Origin of the sequence: Micromonospora sp. WMMC273, from assembly GCF_027460285.1 — a bacterium.
Taxonomy (GTDB): domain Bacteria; phylum Actinomycetota; class Actinomycetes; order Mycobacteriales; family Micromonosporaceae; genus Micromonospora; species Micromonospora aurantiaca.
Map to the genome: position 1 here is coordinate 2,516,171 of NZ_JAPZBE010000001.1, position 16,426 is coordinate 2,532,596.

Here is a 16,426-nt window from a genome sequence, read left to right on the forward strand (position 1 = left end):
CCGGGAGCGCCGACGCACTCCCGAGAGGCACGACCATGCGCTTCACCTCCGAACAACGCCTCGCCGACGACGTCCGCGAACGCGAGTTCACCCTCGGCGGGATCCCCGGCCTCCTGTGGACGCCCGCGTCCGCGTCCGCCCCGGTCCCGCTGATCCTGCTCGGCCACCCCGGCGGACTGCGCCGGATGTATCCCCGCCTGCTGGCCCGGGCGGAGGGCTGCGTCGCGCAGGGCTTCGCCGCCGCCACAGTCGAACTTCCCGGCAGCGGCGACCGGCCCGCGTCCGCCGCCGCCGAGCAGGCCCGCGCCGACCTGCGCCGGGCACTTGGAGCCGGTGAGCCGGTCGCCGACGAGGTGGTCGACCGGCTCGTCCTGCCGCTGGTGGAGAAGGCGGTCCCGGAGTGCCGGGCCACCCTCGACGCCCTGCTCGCGCTGCCCGGGATCGGTGGCCCGGTCGGCTACGCCGGCGGCGTGATCTCGATCGGCGTACGGCTGGCGCTCGTCGAACCCCGCATCGTGGCCGCGCTCCTGTTCGCCGGGAGCTTCGTGCCGCGCGCCATCATCGAGGAGGCCCGGCAGGTCACCATCCCGCTGCATGTCCTGCTCCAGTGGGACGACGAGGGCAACGACCGGCAGATGGCACTGGACCTGTTCGACGCCTTCGGCTCGGCGGAGAAGACGCTGCACGCCAACATGGGCGGGCACACCGGCGTGCCGTGGTTCGAGGGGGAACCCGCGAACCGGTTCTTCGCCCGGCACCTGAGGTAGGGCAGGGACGCCGGATGTTCGCCTACCAGCTCGCGGTCCAGCTGTACCAGGGACCACCGAGATGCGTGAAGCTCGGCGCTTCGAAGTCCTCGTTCGCGAGGTCCTCGGTGGGGCCCTGCGGCAGGTAGGCGAACCCGGCGTCGTCCAGCATGTACCCGTTGCTCTCGTAGAGCACCACTCCGCCGGGCACCGTGTAGGCCGAGGTGATGATGTAGGCGCCGATCCGGTGCGGCACCCGCACCTTCGACCACTCGGCGTCCTGCGCGCTCGCCGCGGGCAGCGCGGCGACCACCCGGTCGAACGCACCACGGCTCACCGCCCAGCGGGCCTGGAACGGCGCTCCTGCGACGACCAGCGCCGCCGTGAGCACGACGATCACCGGGGCGACCAGGAACCGCCAGGACCAGCGGCGGCGCTCGACCACGAAGAAGCCCACCAGGATGGCCCAGCCCAGACCGGTCACGGCGAGCAGGAAGACCACGCCGAGCATCACGACGAAGACGAAGCCGGGGACACTGACGGCCCAGAGCAGACACGCCGCGGTGATCGCCACCCCGAGGTGCAGGGTCCGCCAGGCGTTCCTCGTCCAGCGGTCGGCCGGCCGGCCGCCGCGCGCGCCGGTCATGCGGATCCGTCCACCGGCGACGCCCAGGTGGGGCGCCTGATCAGGCAGAACGGGTGACCGGCCGGGTCGGCGTACACGTGGTCGCCCGGCAACCGCCGTGCGCCCAGCGCGAGCACCGCCTCGCCCGCCGCGTCCTGGTCGTCGACCATCACGTCGAGGTGCATCTGCTGCGGCACCGCCGGATCCGGCCATGTCGGCGGCGTCAGGCCGGGGGCGCGCTGGAACGCCAGCCCGGACGTCGCCGTACTCGCCGACACCACGGTGAAGTCGTCGTCCGCGTACGTGATCGGGTCGCCGAGGACCGCGCTCCAGAACCGTGCCTCGGCCATCGGATCCGGGCAGTCGACGATCAGGTGGTGGAGTCGCCCGAATGGCACAGCGGTCACCCCGTCAGCTCAGCCGCAGGTCGTGCTCGGCGAGGGCGGCCTCGATGACGGCCAGCGCCTTCGGCCCCATGCCGTGCAGCCGCGCCAGCTCCGCGCGTGGCACCCCGGCGAGCCGGCGCAGCGTGGTGTAGCCGGCGGCGGTCAGCGCCCGCGTGGCCGGTGCGCCGATCTTCGGCAGGCGATCCAGGGGCGAGGCCATCGCCAGATGCTAGACCGCCACGGGTACGGCTCGCCTGCCGTACCTCGGCGTCAGGGACGGAATGGGGGAAATACCCGACGGGCATATCGGGGCGTTTCCGTATATGACTCGGGTGGGACGCCGCTGAAGAATCGATGAGCATCCAGACACCGGGAGGCACCGTGTTCCGACGTACCGTGGCCCTCGCTCTGACCGCGCTCACCGTCCTGGCGGGACTGCCCGGCGCGGCGCGCGCCGGTCTTCCGCCGCCGCGACTCGCCTGGGGCGAGTGCGCCGACGACCTGCCGGACGTCCCGCCGGATCCGCGCGTGCGGTGCGCCCGGCTCCGACTGCCGGTGGACTGGGCCCGGCCGAACGGCCCGACGTTCGACCTCGCCGTGGCACGCCGGTCCGCGCGCCTGCCGGAGCAGCGGGTGGGCACGCTGGTGTTCGGACCGGGCGGCCCCGGCGACTCGGGGGTGGAACGCATCCGCAGGGGCGACCGGTTCAGCGACGAGCTGCTGGACCGGTTCGACCTGGTCAGCTTCGACCCGCGTGCCGTGGCCCGCACCGCCGCGCCCGTCTGCACGCCGGACCCGGCGCTGCGCAAGCCGCCCGTCCCACTGACCGGCCAGGCCGACTTCGACGCCGCGGTGGCCTACAACCGGGCGCTGTGGAGCAGGTGCCGCCCGACCAGCCCGGTGTTCGACCACGCCGACACGCCCAGCACCGTCCGTGACCTCGAGGCGTTGCGGCGTGCGCTGGGGGAGCGGCGGCTGTCCTTCCACGGCAGCTCGTACGGCACCCTGCTGGGTCAGCAGTACGCCGAGCGGTACCCCGGCCGCGTGCGGGCGGTGGTGCTGGAGGGCGTGTTCGACCACAGCCTCGACGTGCGGTCCTTCGTACGGACGCAGGCCGCCGCGTTGCAGGACGCGTTCGACGAGTTCGTCTCCTGGTGCGACAGCTCGGCGGACTGTGTGCTCCACGAACGGGACGTGCGATCGGTGTGGGCGCGGGTGCTGGCCCGCGCGGACCGAGGTGAGTACGCCCCCCGTACCGCCTTCGACGTCACCGCCGTGGCACTCGGCATGCTCGCCGGCCCGCGCTGGCCGCAACTCGCCGCGATCGTGCGGGACATGGACGCCGGTACGCCGCCACCGGCTGTGAACCTCTCGATCTCGGTCGCGGCGTTCTGCGCGGACTGGCCCGCCGAGGTACGCGACTACGCCGAGTACGCCGGACTGGTCCGGGACGCCGCTGCTGCCGCCCCGGACGTCCGGTACGGCGCCGGTCTGCTCGCAGTGCAGACCTGCCTGGGCTGGCCGTCCCCGGTCCGCAATCCGCCGCACGAGCTGAACGTGCACACCCGCACGCCGCTGTTGCTGCTCAACTCCCGGCACGATCCCCGTACCGGCCACGCCTGGGCGGCGAACGTCGCCCGGCAACTCGGCCGGCACGGGCGTCTGGTCACCTACGAGGGCTGGGGCCACGGCACCTACCAGCGCAACGACTGCACGACTGCCGTGGTGGACAGGTACCTCGTCGATCTGACGGTGCCCGCCACCGGCACGCGATGCCCGGCGAGCTGACCCGGCGGCGCTAGACCGCCGGGTCCGACGCCCCGGCGAGCGTGCGGCCCGCCGGGCGCCGGTGCGGCAGCGCCGCCAGCCCCAGCGCGACGATCAGCAGGACCGCGCCGAGCAGGAACGGCAACGACAGGGTGGGCTGGCCGAGCCACTCCCACGGCATGTGCCAGCGGGGATGCGGCTCGCTCAGGTGATGCGTGAGCATCATCGGCGCGCCGAGCAGGGTCGGCGCGGCCCAGAACACCATCGCGACGCCGTACAGAACCTTCGCCGGGCCCTGCACCAGCGGGCTTCGTCCCTCGGTGCGGCGGCTCGCCCAGCCGAACAGCACCCAGCCGCCCAGCGTGCCCAGCACGAAGCCGAGCAGACCGGCGGGATACGCGGCGCCGGGGGTGGCGCGGCTGAGGGTGAGGTTCATCGAACCCTCGGCGTTGAGCTCCGCGGCGAGGATGTGGTCGCCGCGTCCGGCGTACACGGTGATGTCGGAGGGGATGGACGCCGGGTCGCACTGCGGACTGCCGGGGACGCAGCCGTACGCGTCGGTTCTGACGGGCTCGCTCCGCTCCCACCCGGCGGCGTGCAGGCGCTGCCGCAGGTCGGTGAGGCCGCCGGCCGGCGTCTGGTCGAACGACGCGGTCAGCTCGGCCAGCGCGTACTCGCCGCCGTCACCGAGGAGCAGCTCGGACAGGAGGTCCTCGTTCAGCGGGTGGCCGTAGATGAGGAACACGGCGGGCGGGTCGTCCCGGTCGATGTGGCTGACCTGCCGGTCCGGGTAGAGCTGCCCGACCACGGCGGCGAGGTCCCGGTGGTCGAGCGGGCGGGAGCCGAGCCACGCGAGCCAGGTGCCGAACGACGCGGCGAACAGACCGCAGACCACCGCGAAGACCGCCGCCCAGGCCACCACGGTACGGCTCGCCGGCCGCCCCAGCCGGGCACGCAGACCATGACGTACGAGATTCGCCGCGATCCGGGTACGCCGATGGGCCGGGCCGACGTCCCGTACCGTCTCCAGGATCTCGGCCCCGCGCGCCCGGCGGTAGTCGCGGGGGTAGGCCAGCAGCAGCCAGCGATGCATGGGTTTCTCCCTCGGGAGCCGCGACGGTGGGGGTCAGGCGGTGCGGGGCCGTAGGGCGCGCAGCCGGGACTCGGCGGCGGACGCGAGCTGTCGCAGCCGCTCGGTCTGGCGTGCCAGCTCGGCCCGGCCGTCGGCGCGCAGCCGGTAGTAGCGGCGCAGCCGGCCGTCGACGACCTCTTCGTGACTGAGTTCGGCGAGGCCCTGCGCGACGAGGCGGTCCAGGGCGGCGTAGAGGGTGCCCGGCAGCAGGTTGACGCGACCGCCGGACAGGCCGGTGACCTCCTGGATGATCCCGTAGCCGTGGCGCGGCTCGTCGGCCAGCGCGGTCAGGATCAGGAAGGTCGCCTCGCGCATCTCATTCACCGAGGCAACATATACAGCCGATCAATACATGGTCAACGGTGGCCGAGCAGTCGCCGCTCGGCCATGAAGGCGCGCAACGTCCCGGCGTCCTCGGCGGACATCAGCCACCGGGGGATCACCGTGGCCGGCATGCGTCCCACGTACACGATCCAGAAGTCGGGGGTCTCGGTGACCCGCGTGACGCCGTCCCAGGCGATGCCGCCGGACTCCGAACCGCTGCGCATCATGATGTTGCGGTCGTCGATGTCGTAGCCGCCCTCGACGGCGTACCCGCCGGAGCGGCGCCGGGCCCGCCACCGCACCCACGGCGCGTACAGCATCGACAGCACGCCGGCCACAATCAACGCGGTCCACAGCGACGCGAACCGCGCCGACGCCTGGGAGGCGATCCAGCCGATCACCCCGATCGCGGCGAGGGCCGCGCCGATGTAGCCGAACCGGCGCAGCCGGGCGGCGGCGAGCGCGGCGGCCACGCGGGCCGGATAGGCGGGATCGGCCGGTACGGCGAAACGGATCTGCACGCCCGAACGATAGTGCCCCGCCCGCCTGTGCCGAGCCGGACCCGCGCGGCCGGTCAGGTCCGGCGCAGCACCAGCGTCGCGAACCCGAGCACGCCGCGGTATCCGCGCAGCCACTGGTCCCGGTGCTCCCGGGCGGCGGCGAGCGCGTCGGCGGCATCCGGGTGACCCGGGTTGTCAAGCGCCCACTCGGTCAGCGAACCGGTCCACGACCACTCGTAGTCGTCCCACTCGGCGGTGTCGCTGACGTGCGCGTACACCGGGGTCCAGCCGGCCTGCTCGGCGGCCGCGACCAGACCGGCGAGGTCGGTGTGGTCGTCGGGTTTCGCGCCCAGCGCGGCCAGTGCCTCCGGCGTCGGCGGCACCTGCCAGAAGCCTTCGCCCACCATGAGGATGCCGTCGGCGTTCACGTGCCGGCCGGCCAGTTCCAGCGTCTCACCGAACCCGCCGAACGCGTGCGTCGACCCGACGCAGAGCACAAGGTCGTGGTCGCCGTCCGGGACGTACGACCGGGCGTCGCGCTCGTGCAGCGTGAGCCGTTCGGCGAGGCCGCGCACGGCGGCGGCCTCGGCGGCGCGTTCCAGCGCGTACGGGTTGAGGTCCACGCCGTCGGCGTGCCCGTCCGGGTAGTGCGCGAGGGCCTGCAACGCCCACGCCGCCTCACCGCAGCCCAGGTCGAGGATCCGGGCCGCAGGCCGGCGACCGGCCCGGCGCAGCAGCCGGTTGACGTTGACACCGGAGAGCGGGGCCGCGATCGGGTGGTGCGAGTGCGCGATGCTGCTGAGCCGTCGACGGTCCATCGTCGCAGTCAACACGAGCACGACCGGATTGTCGTGCCGGTCAGGTGCGGCAGACGATCGTCGCGTCGTCGGTGGCGACGCCCCCGCGTGCCTCCGCCTCGCGGACCCGGCGGATGACGTCCGCGGGGCCGTCGGTCTCCAGCAGGCGCAGCAGCCCGGCCCAGTCGGAGAGCCCGAACGTGTCCACGAGCCGGCTCGCACCGTTGCTGAGCAGCGCCGCCGTGCCCGCCTCGCCGGCCGGGCACTCGCCGGTGACCGCCTCGGCCACCACCGTCGGGTCGTCCTTGGCGACCCAGAAGCCGCCGGGACTGTTACGGCGGGATCGCAGATCCAGCAGCAGCCGCCGGTACTCGTCGCCGCCCTCCGGCACGTCCTTCAGCCGCTCCTCGAAGGACCGGGCGATCACCACCTCCCGCGGATCGTGGGCGACGACGGGATCCCCCGCCGCCCGGCCGACGACCGCGACCGCGTCGCCGAGGACCAGGTGCTCGACGATGTCGCCGGAGAACCGCAGCATCGCGACCGCCGCGAACGGGCTGATCGGATGGGCGACGTCGCACGTGTCGCGGTGCGCGTCGGTGACCCGCTCGATGCCCTCGGCCAGCACGTCGCGCAGGCTCCGCCCCTGCGCCAGCGCGCCGAGCAACGCGCCGCCGAGCCGGGTCGCGTACCAGGCGATGCCGTGGTGGCAGACCTCGCCCGCCCCGGCGATGCCGCCGGCACCGTCGACCAGCACCATGCCGCACGGTACGGCGCCGGCGAAGTCCTCATTGGCCCGGCCGGGATGCCCCGCGTCGGTCGCCATCGTTACCCGCATCGGCTCATCATGCCGGGGCCGGCCGGAACGCGATGTCCCGCGCGGCTTGATCTGAAGCCCGGTTGAGGTCCTAGCGTCGTGCTCACCCGATCACCGCCGGAGGTAGCGCACCATGACGACACCGCACCTGTCCGACGCCGAACTCGCGGGCCAGCCGGCCGCCTACTGGACGGGCGTCGCGTACGAGTCGCTCATCGCCTTCACCCGGGCCCAGCAGGCCGCGCACGGCTTCACCCAGCCCCAGTTCTGGCTCCTGCGCAACCTGTCCCCGAACGACCTCCTGCCCGGTGGCGGCGGACTGACCGTGCCCGAGCTGCGGCACGCGATGCGCTCGTACCTGCGGGCCGAGGACGACCTGGACGCCGAGGCGGAGGTGCTGCGCGAACGCGGCTGGCTGACCCGCGACGCGGACGGCCGGCTGCGGATCACCGAGGCGGGGGAGGCCGCCCGGCTCCGCCTCAAGCAGCACGCGCCGGGGATCCGGGCCCGCATCCACGACGGCGTCGACGACGCCGACTACGTCACCACCCTCAAGGTGCTCCGGCGGATGATCCGGAACACCGGCGGCACCGGGTAGCGCACGGGCCCGACTCAGGACGCCCGAAGGCTCCGGATCGCCAGGCGGGCTCCGTGGTGGAGCAGCACGCCGGCACCGGTGTTCGCGACGGCCAGCCCGGCCGCGCCGAGCAGCCCGGCGCCGACGTCCATCACGCCGGTCGCGACCAGGAGGACCGGCCAGCCCAGCGCGGCGGTGACGAGCGACGACCGCCACCAGCGCCCGAGGAGAAGCCCGAACAGGATCAGCACCGGGATCATCGCGGGCGACCTCCTGCCGTCGGCTCGTTCGAGCGTACGCCCGGCTCACCCCGCCGGTCGCCGGGCGCGGGGTCGTCGCGGCTGCCGGAATCGGCCGTACGGGCGCGGCACGTCACGGAGCGGTCGGTGGCTTCGCCTTCTGCGGGTGGAACGTGTCGTGGCGGGCCAGCATGGCGACGAACTCGCCGACCTTGCGCGTCCGGGTCTCCGCGCGTTTGACCGCGTTGAGCCGGTGGATGAGCGCGAACCGGTTGGCGCTGGTCAGGACATCGAACATGGCCTGGGCGGCGGGCTCGGCCGCGATGGCGGCGAGCAGGTCGGCCGGCACCTCGGCCTCCGACGGCGGCGCGTAGGCCGCCGCCCACCGGCCGTCCGCCTTCGCGGCCTCCACCGCGGCCCGGCCCGCCGGCGTCATCCGCCCCTGTTCCTCCAGCCGGGCCACGTGCCCGACGTTGCGCTGCGACCACGAACTACGGGCCCGGCGCGGGGTGAACCGGATCCAGGAGCTCTCGTGGTCGCGCTTGCGGGCCTGCCCGTCGATCCAGCCGAAGCACAACGCCTCGTCGACCGCCTGCTGCCAGGTCAGCGTGGTGACGGTGCCGCCCTTGCGGGTCAGGGCGAGCCAGACGCCGGGAGACGTGTCGTGATGGGCGGACAACCACGCGCGCAGCGCGTCCGCGTCGGGCACGATCAGCTCGTCCAGCTCAGCGGTTCCCATGACAAGCAGGCTATGCCGGGGGTACGACGCTACTGCCGGACGCCCGGCTCAGCCGCCCGCTGATCCCCGTCGGGCGACGCGTCGGCCGCCCGCCGTATCCGCCGTCCGGCCACCAGCATCGCCACGCCTGCGCCGGCGAGCCCCGCGCCCATCAGACCGCCTCCGATCCCCGTCGCCGGACGGCCCTCACGGAACGCGTACCCCACGGCCGAGGTGAGGATCGGCGTGCCGAGGGCGATCGCCGTCCACCCGGCGAGGACGTCCCCCTTGTCGGCGAAGGCGTTCGTGGTGATGAGGAACGTCAGCACGACGGCCGCGGCGAGGCTGACGAGGATCAGCGCCGCGACGATCAGCGCGGGGTCGCGCGGGAGCAGCCCGGCGGCCGCGGCGAGCACGTAGATGATCGCCGCCGCGATGAGGTTCGCGAGGACGTTCGTCATCACGTTCGCGGCGAACCTGCGCAGGCCGCCGCGCCCGGTGTCGTTGCCGCTGATGGCGTCCCCCGATCGCCGTCGATGCCTACCAGAGCGAGGTTAGGGCGACCGGTCGGCCCGGCACAACGCCCGGTGCCGACAGGTGTGGTCACGGCATCCGTGAGTCGTGCGACCTCCGGGCCGCCAGCACCTCGTCCAGGTGCCGCTCGCTCCACGATCGGGCCGCCGCGACCAGCGTCAGCAGGCTGCGGCCCAGCGGCGTCAGCGCGTACTCCACGCGCGGTGGGTTCTCGTCGTAGGCGCTCCGCGTGACCAGCCCGTCGCGTTCCATCGCCCGCAACGTCTCGGCCAGCACCTTCGGCGTGATCGTGCGCAGCGGCACCCGCAGCTCGGTGAACCGGCGCGGCCCGTGCTCCAGGCACAGCACCACCATCGCGGTCCACTTGTCGCCGATCTGCAACGGCATCATCCGCGACGGACAGGCGGGATCGAACATGTCCGGATCGAGCGGCGTCACCGCCCGAGCGTAACCCCGGTACCGTTGCGGTAACCGGCACCCGGCGCTCTAGCGTCGCGCCATGACCAGCATCGCCGTCCTCGGGGCGGGTGGCCGCGCCGGCCGCGCCGTCACCGCCGAGGCCCACCGCCGCGGCCACCGCGTCACAGCCGTCGTCCGCGACCCCGCCCGCCATCCCGACCTCACCGCCGCGGTACGCGGCGACGTCACCGACCCGGAGGCCGTCACCTCGATCGGGTACGGGCACGACGCCGTCGTCCACGCGGTCAGCCCGGCGTCCGGGCCGGAGGCGCTCGCCGCCGCCGGCCTCGATCCGGAGTTCTTCGTCCGGGCCGCAGACGCGCTGCTGCACGGCCTGGCCCGCGCCGGCGTGCCGCGGCTCGTGGCGATCGGCCTGTTCGCCACGCTCACCGACGCGCACGGCCGGCCCCTCCACGACGACCCGGCCGTCCTGCCCGCCGAGTTGCGGCCGTTCGCGCTCAGCCACGCCGCCGGCCTGGACCGGCTCCGCGGCGCGGACACCACAGTCGACTGGCTGGTGCTCACCCCGCCGGCCGCGCTCGACGTGGACGGTCCCCGCACCGGCCGGTACCGTCTCGGCGGCGAGCAGGCCCCGGCGCTCGCGTACCTGTCGTACGCCGATCTGGCGGTCGCGGTGGTCGACGAGATCGAGTCACCGCGCCACCACCGCACCCGGGTCTCGGTCTTCGGGGACCTGCCGAGCTAGCCGCCCGCCGCGTTGTGCCGCGCGACCAGGGCCGGCAGCTCGTCCAGCGAGTCGATGCGGAACAGGCACCGGTCGGCGACGTCCGGCATGTCGAGGATGTGGCCCCACGGTCCGCGCCGGATCAGGCACGCCGTCATGCCGGCGGCCATCGCCGGGGCGGCGTCGTTGTCCGGCCGGTCACCGACGTAAAGGAGCGCCGACGCGTCGCCGCCGCCCTCGCGAACCACCCGGGCGAAGAACTCCGGCGCCGGCTTCGCCACGCCCCAGGCCGCCGACGTGCCGATCACGTCCACCGACAGGTCGAGCGCCCGCAGCGTCGCCTCGGCGTGCTCCGGCTGGTTGCCGGCCAGGCCGACGCGCAATCCCTGCTCCCGCAGGGCGGCCAGGCAGGCCCGTGCGTCCGGGTACAGATCCTCCTCACCGAACGACTCCGGGTCACCGGCGGCGACCCGGCGCGCGAGTTCGGCGGTGAGGTCGAAGTCCGGCCGGAACGCCCGGAACACCTCCTGGTAGTCCAGGCCTCTGGCGATCACCGCGCCGAAGACCGCGGAGAACGTGTGCCTCGGTACGCCGAGCCAGTCCGCCCAGGTCGCGAACTCGCGCGTCTCGTCGAGGATCGTCCCGCCCACGTCGAAGAAGACCGCCCGGATCATCAGCGGATCGTACTGTCGTTGATCGGCCAGTGGGGGCCGCCCGGGTGGCGCAGACTGCCCGCATGAATCCCGCCTTCCTCCCCGAACCGCCGCAGAGCCCGGCGGCGAAAGCCGCGTACGAGGACGACCTCGCGTCCGACGGCTACGTCAACAACCTCACCCGCGTCTGGTGCTGGCGGCCCGACGTGCTGATGTCGTTCCAGAACACCCGCACCGAGCTGCTGTCCGAGTCCACGCTGTCCTCCCGTGAGGTGGCGGTGCTGGTCGCCGCCACGGCCGCCGCCCGGGGCGACTCGTACTGCTCGCTGGCCTGGGGCGCCCGGCTGGCCGGGATGAGCGACGAGGAGACGGCCGCCGCGGTGCTGCGCGGCGACGAGGCGGATCTTTCGGAGCGGGAGACCGCGCTCGCGGACTGGTCCCGCCGGGTCGTGACGGATCCGAACGCCACCACCGAGGCCGACACGCGACGCCTGCGCGACGCCGGCCTGAGCGACCGGGAGATCTTCGAGGCGACCACGCTGATCGCGTTCCGGCTGGCCTTCTCCACGGTGAACGACGCGCTCGGCGCTCGGCCGGACGCGCAACTGGCGGAGAAGGCGCCACGGCTCGTCCGGGAGGCGGTGACGTTCGGCCGGCCGGTCTGAGCGAGCGGGCCTGCCCCGCGGCCACGGGACAGCGGGCCGCCACGCGAGCGGAGATCATCATCCGGTGACAGACACCGCCGCGTACACCTTGGCCGTTCCGCCGTTGTTCGCCGCCCTGGCCCCGGCACGCGACGTCCTGATCGCCGGCGCCGGTGGCGGCTTCGACGTCTACGCCGGCCTGCCGCTGGCGCTCGCGCTGTGGCAGGCCGGCAAGCGGGTGCACCTGGCCAGCCTCTCCTTCTCGGAGCTGGAACTGCTCGACCGGCAGGTGTGGGTGGACGAGCACGTCGCGGCGATCCGGCCGGACACCCTCAGCCCGGACTGGTACTTCCCGGAGGCGCACCTGGCCCGCTGGCTCGCGGGCCGGGACCTGCCGTCGACCGTGTACGCCTTCCCGCCGCTGGGCGTGCAGCCGCTGCGGGAGGCGTACCGGTACCTGGTCGACCGGCTCGACCTCGACGCGATCGTGCTCGTCGACGGCGGCACCGACATCCTGCTGCGCGGCGACGAGAGCGGCCTGGGCACCCCGGTGGAGGACATCACCAGCCTGGCCGCCGTGGCCGGGCTGGACGTGCCGGTCCGGTTGGTGAGCAGCCTGGGTTTCGGCATCGACGCGCACGACGGCGTCAACCACGTCGAGGTGCTGGAGAACCTGGCCGCGCTGGACCGGGAGGGCGGCTACCTCGGCGCGCTGTCCATTCCCGGCTCCAGCCGTGAGGCGGTGCTCTACCGCGAGGCGGTCGCGCAGGCCCAGGCCGCCACCCCGCACCGGCCGAGCATCGTCCAGGGGCAGATCGCCGCCGCCATCGGCGGCGCGTTCGGAGACGTACGCTTCAGCCGGCGCACCGGCCACGGCGACCTGTTCGTCAACCCCCTCATGGCGATCTACTTCTCCGTCGACCTGCCCCGGCTCGCCGCCCGCTGCCTCTACCTCGACCGGATCGAGAACACGATCGGGCGGCGTCAGGTCATCACCCGCATCGAGGCGTTCCGCGACGAGCTGCGGGCCGCCCGGGTGCCCCGGGCGTACCCGCACTGACGGCCACGGCATGTCGCACCGGTGTGGGAGGGTCCGGGCATGACGACGTTCGTGCTCATCCACGGTGGCGGGGGCAGCGCGTGGGACTGGCATCTGCTGGTTCCCGAGCTGGCCGCCCGGGGTCACGACGCGGTGGTGCCGGAGCTGCCGATCGGTGACCGGTCGGCGGGGTTCGCCGAGTTCGGCCAGGCGGTGATCGACGCGGTCGGCGACCGCGACGACCTCGTGGTGGTCGGGCACTCGTACGGCGCGTTCACCGCACCGCTGGTCGTCGACCGGCTGCCGGTGCGCCTGCTGGTCCTGCTCACGCCGATGATCCCGCGACCGGGCGAGAAGCCGGGGGACTGGTGGGGCGACACCGGCTACCGCGAGCCGGAAGGGCTCAGCGAGGAGCAGCAGTTCTACAACGGCGTGCCGGCCGGGATCGTCGCCGAGGCGCCCGCGCACGGCCGGGAGCAGGTCAGCGCGGAGTGGGACGAGCCGTGGCCACTGCCCACCTGGCCGGCCGTGCCGACGAGGGTGCTCATCGGCCGCGACGACCGGTTCTTCCCCGCCGACTTCCAGCGCCGGGTGGCCGCCGACCGGCTGGGCGTGGTGCCGGACGAGATCGACGGCGGCCACGCGGTGGCGCTCAGCCGTCCGGGCCCGCTCGCCGAGCGGCTGACCGCCTACCTGGCGTCCTGACCGTCCGGGCGCCGGCTTCAGGAGACGGCGGCGGCCGGGCGCGCGGGCTCCGGCTCGCGCGTGTGCCGGCGCGTCGGCAGCAGCAGCGGCGTGGCGAGCAGCAGCACCCCGGACACGGTGATCGCGGCGAGCGGGCCGACGACGGTGGCGAGGACGCCCCACCCGGCCGTCAGCGCGGCCCGGGTGAGCCGGCCGGTGACGCTCCACGCGGTCAGGACCTGCGCGGTGTGCGCCTGCGGGGTGCGGCGCAGGCGCTCGGTCGCGTAGATCGGGTTGAACACGCCCATGCACGTGATGAGCACCGACTCGACGGCGATCACGGTCAGCAGCCCGATGATCCCCGGATGGGTGAACGCGAGACCGAGCGGGACGATCGACCGCAGCCAGCCGGACGCCGTCATGACGCGCTGCCGCCCGTACCGCCGCACCAGACGAGGGCTCAGCCGTGCACCGAGCACGCCGCCGAGCGCGGAGACACCGAAGACCAGCCCGTACTGCCACGCCGCCACCCGGTACTCACCCAGCAGGAGCACGGCGAGCAGCGGCGCGGTCGCCATGATCAGGCCGCCGACCAGCACCGAGTTGAGGAACAGCCGCCACAGCACCGGGTCGCGGCGCACGAACCGCCAGCCGGCGCCCAGGTCGGCGACGCGTGAGGCACCCGACGGGTCGCGGGGCGCGGCCGTGTCGGCGGCCCGGATCCGCCGGACCGCGAGCGCCGACAGCAGGTGGCTCACCGCGTCGGCGGTGATGGTGACGACCGGGCCGAGCAGCCCGACGAGCGCACCGCCGAGCGGCGGCCCGGCCGCCGTCGCGGCCCAGCTCGTCGCTTCGAACCGTCCGTTCGCCGCCAGCAGCCGATCACCCCGGGCCAGGCTCTTCAGGTACGCCCCGGAAGCGGCGGTGAACGTGATGCCGGCCGTCCCGCAGACCACCGCGACGACGAGCAACTGGCCGTACGACAACACCCCGAGCGCGTACGCGGCCGGCACGCTCGCCAGCGCCGCGAACCGGACCAGATCCGTCGCGATCATCACCGGCAGCTTGGGCCGGTAGGCCACCCACGGCCCGAGCGGGATCGCCAGCCCTGCCGCCACCGCCAGTCCCGCCGCCTCCAGGAGCGACACGGCGAACGCCGACGAGTCCAGCACCCGCACCGCGATCAGCGGGAACGCGCCGAACGCCAGCCAGGTGCCGTACGTGCTCACCGCGTACGCCGACCACAGCCACCCGAAATCCGAACCCAGCTTCCGCACACCGCCCCCGTCACCGATGCCCCGCGCATCAGATCGGCCACGTGGACGCCGGGGCAAACAACCGCCGCCCGGCGCGCCACAACCATCGGCTGGACCCGCCTACTGTGGGCCGATGGACAGCGAGGCGGTGCGGTCGTTCGTGCGGGCGGCCGAGCTCGGGCAGTTCCGGCACACCGCCGACGATCTGGGCGTCACCCAGCAGGCCGTGTCGAAGCGGATCGCCGCGCTGGAGCGGGAGCTGGGGGTGCGCCTGTTCACCCGTACACCGCGAGGGGTCGAGCTGACACACGACGGCCGGGCGTTCCTTCCGCACGCCCGGGGCGTCGTCGCCGGCGCGGACCGCGCGGTCGCCGCGGTCCGGCCCGGCGCGCGGGCGCCGCGCATCGACGTGCTCGGCCTGCGCAGCGCGCAGGCCGTCCTGCTGCACGACTACTGGCGCGCCCACCCGGGCGTCGACCTCGACGTGGTGACGCTGCGGGTCGACGACCCCCGGCAGGTCGCCGCCGCGGTCCGGGCCGGCGACGTCGACGCCGCGTTCCGCACCGTCACCGACCCGGCTGCGCTGCCGCCCGAGGTACGGATGGTCCGCGCCTTCGACTCGCCGCTGCAACTGCTCGCCGGTCCCCGGCACCCGCTCGCGTCCGCGCCCACGCTCACGCCGCCCGAGCTGCGCGGACACCGGCTGCGGGTGCCGGGCATCGTGCCCGGAAGCGAGTGGGGCGAGTTCTACGAGCAACTCGCCGACGCCTTCGACCTGTGGGTGGACGCGACCGGGCCGAACTTCGGCACCGAGGTGCTCCTCGACGAGCTCGCGGACTCCGCGGACGTGGCGACGCTCGTCGGCGCCCGGGACCGCTACGTCTGGTCCACCGGCCACGACCTGCGCCGCATCCCGATCACGGATCCGGTGCTCGCGTACCCGATCAACCTCATGCTGCCCCGGACCGGCCCGCACCCGGGGCTGCGGCCGGTGATCCGCCACTTCGCGGGCCTGCCGCCGCTGCCCGGGCCGGTCTGGCTGCCCGCCTGGCCCGGGTGATCAGGGCTGCGACGTCCGCCGAGCCAGGTGGACCGTGACGTCCGAGGTGACCTCGACCGTGCCGGGCAGCACGTCCCGGACGCGGGGGAACACCTGCTCGCGTACGTGCGGCGGCAGTTCGAGATAGGCCGAGACGGTCGACAGGAGACCGAGGTAGTCGTCGGCGGTCATCGTGATCCGCCGCTCGATCTCCGACTGGCGTACGTCGGTGAACCACTCGGACGCGCGCAGCTCCGTGCCGGGCCACTGCATGCCGGCCTCCGGCGGCGTCCCGTCCGGCGACGGGATCTCGTCGTCGGCGAGGAACTCGGACCGGGCCGCAGCCACCGCGTCGCGCAGCGCCGGGTCGGCCAGCCGCAGCGGCCCGCCGAACGACGCGAACACACCACCGGGCGCGAGCAGCCCGGCGATCCGATCCCACCGCCGGTCCGGGTCGGTCCAGTGCAGCGCCGCCGCCGCGTACACCAGGTCGTGGTGCTCGCCGGCGCGCAACTGCTCGAACGCGGCCTGCCGGACCCGCACGTCCGCGGGCACGTGCCGGCGCAGTTCGGCGAGCATCGCGGAATCCGGGTCGGTGGCGGTGACCGCGATGCCGCGCCGGGCGAACAGGCGGGTCGCCTTGCCGGTCCCGGCGCCGATCTCCAGTGCGGTCCGGACCGGCCGGTCCGCGTACGACAGCACCAGGTCGGCCAGCTCCTCGGGGTAGCCGGGCCGGAACCGTTCGTACGCCTGCGCTGCCGCCCCGAAGCTCAACGCGCGATCCGGCATGCCGGCCATCCTCCCA

General features: G+C 74.0%; 23 protein-coding genes. 8 read left to right on the top strand and 15 right to left on the bottom strand.

The window, feature by feature from the left end:
- The first annotated feature begins 35 nt into the window (after positions 1 to 35).
- Positions 36 to 767: an alpha/beta hydrolase gene (locus tag O7611_RS11655; RefSeq protein WP_194801764.1), complete on the top strand. Its 732-nt coding sequence runs from the start codon at positions 36 to 38 to the stop codon at positions 765 to 767.
- Positions 768 to 789: 22 nt separating this feature from the next.
- Here the strand turns inward: O7611_RS11655 and O7611_RS11660 are convergent, their stop codons facing one another.
- Genes O7611_RS11660 through O7611_RS11670 form a run of 3 tightly spaced genes read right to left on the bottom strand, consistent with a single transcriptional unit; the run spans position 790 to position 1,977 of the window.
- On the bottom strand, positions 790 to 1,392 hold the full coding sequence (locus tag O7611_RS11660; protein ID WP_269696813.1) for a hypothetical protein: 603 nt from the start codon (positions 1,390 to 1,392) through the stop codon (positions 790 to 792).
- Entirely contained in the window at positions 1,389 to 1,778 is a 390-nt protein-coding gene (locus O7611_RS11665) for a VOC family protein (protein ID WP_269696814.1), read from the bottom strand. The genes O7611_RS11660 and O7611_RS11665 overlap by 4 nt, the downstream gene beginning before the upstream one ends.
- A 4-nt stretch (positions 1,779 to 1,782) precedes the next feature.
- Positions 1,783 to 1,977: a helix-hairpin-helix domain-containing protein gene (locus O7611_RS11670; protein ID WP_194801761.1), complete on the bottom strand. Its 195-nt coding sequence runs from the start codon at positions 1,975 to 1,977 to the stop codon at positions 1,783 to 1,785.
- A 134-nt stretch (positions 1,978 to 2,111) separates the two neighbouring features.
- Here O7611_RS11670 and O7611_RS11675 point away from each other — a divergent pair, with 134 nt between their 5' ends.
- Complete coding sequence (locus O7611_RS11675) at positions 2,112 to 3,545, top strand: alpha/beta hydrolase (RefSeq protein ID WP_442929340.1); 1,434 nt, start codon at positions 2,112 to 2,114, stop codon at positions 3,543 to 3,545.
- A gap of 10 nt (positions 3,546 to 3,555) precedes the next feature.
- Here the strand turns inward: O7611_RS11675 and O7611_RS11680 are convergent, their stop codons facing one another.
- The 5 genes from O7611_RS11680 to O7611_RS11700 are packed head-to-tail and all read right to left on the bottom strand — an operon-like array spanning position 3,556 to position 7,115.
- Complete coding sequence (locus O7611_RS11680; RefSeq protein ID WP_269696816.1) at positions 3,556 to 4,617, bottom strand: hypothetical protein; 1,062 nt, start codon at positions 4,615 to 4,617, stop codon at positions 3,556 to 3,558.
- Positions 4,618 to 4,650: 33 nt separating this feature from the next.
- Positions 4,651 to 4,971: a PadR family transcriptional regulator gene (locus O7611_RS11685; RefSeq protein WP_194801797.1), complete on the bottom strand. Its 321-nt coding sequence runs from the start codon at positions 4,969 to 4,971 to the stop codon at positions 4,651 to 4,653.
- Positions 4,972 to 5,012: 41 nt separating this feature from the next.
- The gene (locus O7611_RS11690) at positions 5,013 to 5,501 is read right to left on the bottom strand and encodes a YcxB family protein (RefSeq protein WP_269696817.1); all 489 of its coding nucleotides are present in this window, start codon (positions 5,499 to 5,501) and stop codon (positions 5,013 to 5,015) included.
- 53 nt (positions 5,502 to 5,554) lie between these two features.
- Positions 5,555 to 6,319 carry an SAM-dependent methyltransferase gene (locus O7611_RS11695; RefSeq protein WP_269696818.1) on the bottom strand — a complete coding sequence of 255 codons (765 nt, stop codon included), beginning with the start codon at positions 6,317 to 6,319 and terminating at the stop codon, positions 5,555 to 5,557.
- A 19-nt stretch (positions 6,320 to 6,338) separates the two neighbouring features.
- Positions 6,339 to 7,115 carry a hypothetical protein gene (locus tag O7611_RS11700; protein WP_228532400.1) on the bottom strand — a complete coding sequence of 259 codons (777 nt, stop codon included), beginning with the start codon at positions 7,113 to 7,115 and terminating at the stop codon, positions 6,339 to 6,341.
- Between the two features lie 112 nt (positions 7,116 to 7,227).
- On the opposite strand from O7611_RS11700, the gene O7611_RS11705 reads away from it, so the two are divergent.
- Complete coding sequence (locus O7611_RS11705) at positions 7,228 to 7,692, top strand: MarR family winged helix-turn-helix transcriptional regulator (RefSeq protein WP_269696819.1); 465 nt, start codon at positions 7,228 to 7,230, stop codon at positions 7,690 to 7,692.
- 14 nt (positions 7,693 to 7,706) lie between these two features.
- Here O7611_RS11705 and O7611_RS11710 read toward each other — a convergent pair whose 3' ends face one another.
- The 4 genes from O7611_RS11710 to O7611_RS11725 form a co-directional block, all read right to left on the bottom strand.
- Positions 7,707 to 7,931 (bottom strand): hypothetical protein, encoded by a 225-nt coding sequence (locus O7611_RS11710; RefSeq protein ID WP_194801756.1) that lies wholly within the window; start codon positions 7,929 to 7,931, stop codon positions 7,707 to 7,709.
- A 112-nt stretch (positions 7,932 to 8,043) separates the two neighbouring features.
- Positions 8,044 to 8,649 (bottom strand): YdeI/OmpD-associated family protein, encoded by a 606-nt coding sequence (locus tag O7611_RS11715; RefSeq protein WP_269696820.1) that lies wholly within the window; start codon positions 8,647 to 8,649, stop codon positions 8,044 to 8,046.
- Between the two features lie 29 nt (positions 8,650 to 8,678).
- The gene (locus O7611_RS11720) at positions 8,679 to 9,089 is read right to left on the bottom strand and encodes a diguanylate cyclase (RefSeq protein WP_194801754.1); all 411 of its coding nucleotides are present in this window, start codon (positions 9,087 to 9,089) and stop codon (positions 8,679 to 8,681) included.
- 142 nt (positions 9,090 to 9,231) lie between these two features.
- Positions 9,232 to 9,600 (bottom strand): winged helix-turn-helix transcriptional regulator, encoded by a 369-nt coding sequence (locus tag O7611_RS11725; RefSeq protein WP_269696821.1) that lies wholly within the window; start codon positions 9,598 to 9,600, stop codon positions 9,232 to 9,234.
- Between the two features lie 61 nt (positions 9,601 to 9,661).
- On the opposite strand from O7611_RS11725, the gene O7611_RS11730 reads away from it, so the two are divergent.
- Positions 9,662 to 10,327, top strand: a complete 666-nt coding sequence (locus O7611_RS11730; RefSeq protein WP_269696822.1) for an NAD(P)-dependent oxidoreductase — start codon at positions 9,662 to 9,664, stop codon at positions 10,325 to 10,327.
- Here the strand turns inward: O7611_RS11730 and O7611_RS11735 are convergent.
- Complete coding sequence (locus O7611_RS11735) at positions 10,324 to 10,980, bottom strand: HAD family hydrolase (RefSeq protein ID WP_194801752.1); 657 nt, start codon at positions 10,978 to 10,980, stop codon at positions 10,324 to 10,326. The genes O7611_RS11730 and O7611_RS11735 overlap by 4 nt on opposite strands.
- Before the next feature lie 62 nt (positions 10,981 to 11,042).
- Between O7611_RS11735 and O7611_RS11740 the strand changes: the two genes are divergently transcribed.
- The 3 genes from O7611_RS11740 (at position 11,043) to O7611_RS11750 (ending at position 13,347) form a co-directional block, all read left to right on the top strand.
- Complete coding sequence (locus O7611_RS11740; protein WP_228532399.1) at positions 11,043 to 11,624, top strand: carboxymuconolactone decarboxylase family protein; 582 nt, start codon at positions 11,043 to 11,045, stop codon at positions 11,622 to 11,624.
- Between the two features lie 64 nt (positions 11,625 to 11,688).
- Entirely contained in the window at positions 11,689 to 12,663 is a 975-nt protein-coding gene (locus O7611_RS11745; RefSeq protein ID WP_194801750.1) for a DUF1152 domain-containing protein, read from the top strand.
- A gap of 39 nt (positions 12,664 to 12,702) precedes the next feature.
- Positions 12,703 to 13,347: an alpha/beta fold hydrolase gene (locus O7611_RS11750; protein WP_194801749.1), complete on the top strand. Its 645-nt coding sequence runs from the start codon at positions 12,703 to 12,705 to the stop codon at positions 13,345 to 13,347.
- Between the two features lie 17 nt (positions 13,348 to 13,364).
- On the opposite strand, the gene O7611_RS11755 is transcribed toward O7611_RS11750, so the two are convergent.
- Entirely contained in the window at positions 13,365 to 14,603 is a 1,239-nt protein-coding gene (locus O7611_RS11755) for an MFS transporter (RefSeq protein WP_194801748.1), read from the bottom strand.
- A gap of 112 nt (positions 14,604 to 14,715) precedes the next feature.
- On the opposite strand from O7611_RS11755, the gene O7611_RS11760 reads away from it, so the two are divergent.
- Positions 14,716 to 15,642, top strand: coding sequence for a LysR family transcriptional regulator (locus O7611_RS11760; RefSeq protein ID WP_269696823.1), 927 nt, complete (start codon positions 14,716 to 14,718; stop codon positions 15,640 to 15,642).
- On the opposite strand, the gene O7611_RS11765 is transcribed toward O7611_RS11760, so the two are convergent.
- A complete protein-coding gene (locus O7611_RS11765; RefSeq protein ID WP_269696824.1) occupies positions 15,643 to 16,410 on the bottom strand; it encodes a class I SAM-dependent methyltransferase in 768 nt (255 codons plus the stop codon).
- Positions 16,411 to 16,426: the final 16 nt, after the last annotated feature.

Bases quoted from the DNA above. Each gene is read 5' to 3' on its own strand.
- O7611_RS11655 (WP_194801764.1), top strand. From the start codon at position 36: ATGCGCTTCACCTCCGAACAACGCCTCGCCGACGACGTCCGCGAACGC.
- O7611_RS11660 (WP_269696813.1), bottom strand. From the start codon at position 1,392: ATGACCGGCGCGCGCGGCGGCCGGCCGGCCGACCGCTGGACGAGGAAC.
- O7611_RS11670 (WP_194801761.1), bottom strand. From the start codon at position 1,977: ATGGCCTCGCCCCTGGATCGCCTGCCGAAGATCGGCGCACCGGCCACG.
- O7611_RS11675 (WP_442929340.1), top strand. From the start codon at position 2,112: ATGAGCATCCAGACACCGGGAGGCACCGTGTTCCGACGTACCGTGGCC.
- O7611_RS11680 (WP_269696816.1), bottom strand. From the start codon at position 4,617: ATGCATCGCTGGCTGCTGCTGGCCTACCCCCGCGACTACCGCCGGGCG.
- O7611_RS11685 (WP_194801797.1), bottom strand. From the start codon at position 4,971: ATGCGCGAGGCGACCTTCCTGATCCTGACCGCGCTGGCCGACGAGCCG.
- O7611_RS11700 (WP_228532400.1), bottom strand. From the start codon at position 7,115: ATGCGGGTAACGATGGCGACCGACGCGGGGCATCCCGGCCGGGCCAAT.
- O7611_RS11705 (WP_269696819.1), top strand. From the start codon at position 7,228: ATGACGACACCGCACCTGTCCGACGCCGAACTCGCGGGCCAGCCGGCC.
- O7611_RS11710 (WP_194801756.1), bottom strand. From the start codon at position 7,931: ATGATCCCGGTGCTGATCCTGTTCGGGCTTCTCCTCGGGCGCTGGTGG.
- O7611_RS11715 (WP_269696820.1), bottom strand. From the start codon at position 8,649: ATGGGAACCGCTGAGCTGGACGAGCTGATCGTGCCCGACGCGGACGCG.
- O7611_RS11720 (WP_194801754.1), bottom strand. From the start codon at position 9,089: ATGACGAACGTCCTCGCGAACCTCATCGCGGCGGCGATCATCTACGTG.
- O7611_RS11730 (WP_269696822.1), top strand. From the start codon at position 9,662: ATGACCAGCATCGCCGTCCTCGGGGCGGGTGGCCGCGCCGGCCGCGCC.
- O7611_RS11735 (WP_194801752.1), bottom strand. From the start codon at position 10,980: ATGATCCGGGCGGTCTTCTTCGACGTGGGCGGGACGATCCTCGACGAG.
- O7611_RS11740 (WP_228532399.1), top strand. From the start codon at position 11,043: ATGAATCCCGCCTTCCTCCCCGAACCGCCGCAGAGCCCGGCGGCGAAA.
- O7611_RS11750 (WP_194801749.1), top strand. From the start codon at position 12,703: ATGACGACGTTCGTGCTCATCCACGGTGGCGGGGGCAGCGCGTGGGAC.
- O7611_RS11760 (WP_269696823.1), top strand. From the start codon at position 14,716: ATGGACAGCGAGGCGGTGCGGTCGTTCGTGCGGGCGGCCGAGCTCGGG.
- O7611_RS11765 (WP_269696824.1), bottom strand. From the start codon at position 16,410: ATGCCGGATCGCGCGTTGAGCTTCGGGGCGGCAGCGCAGGCGTACGAA.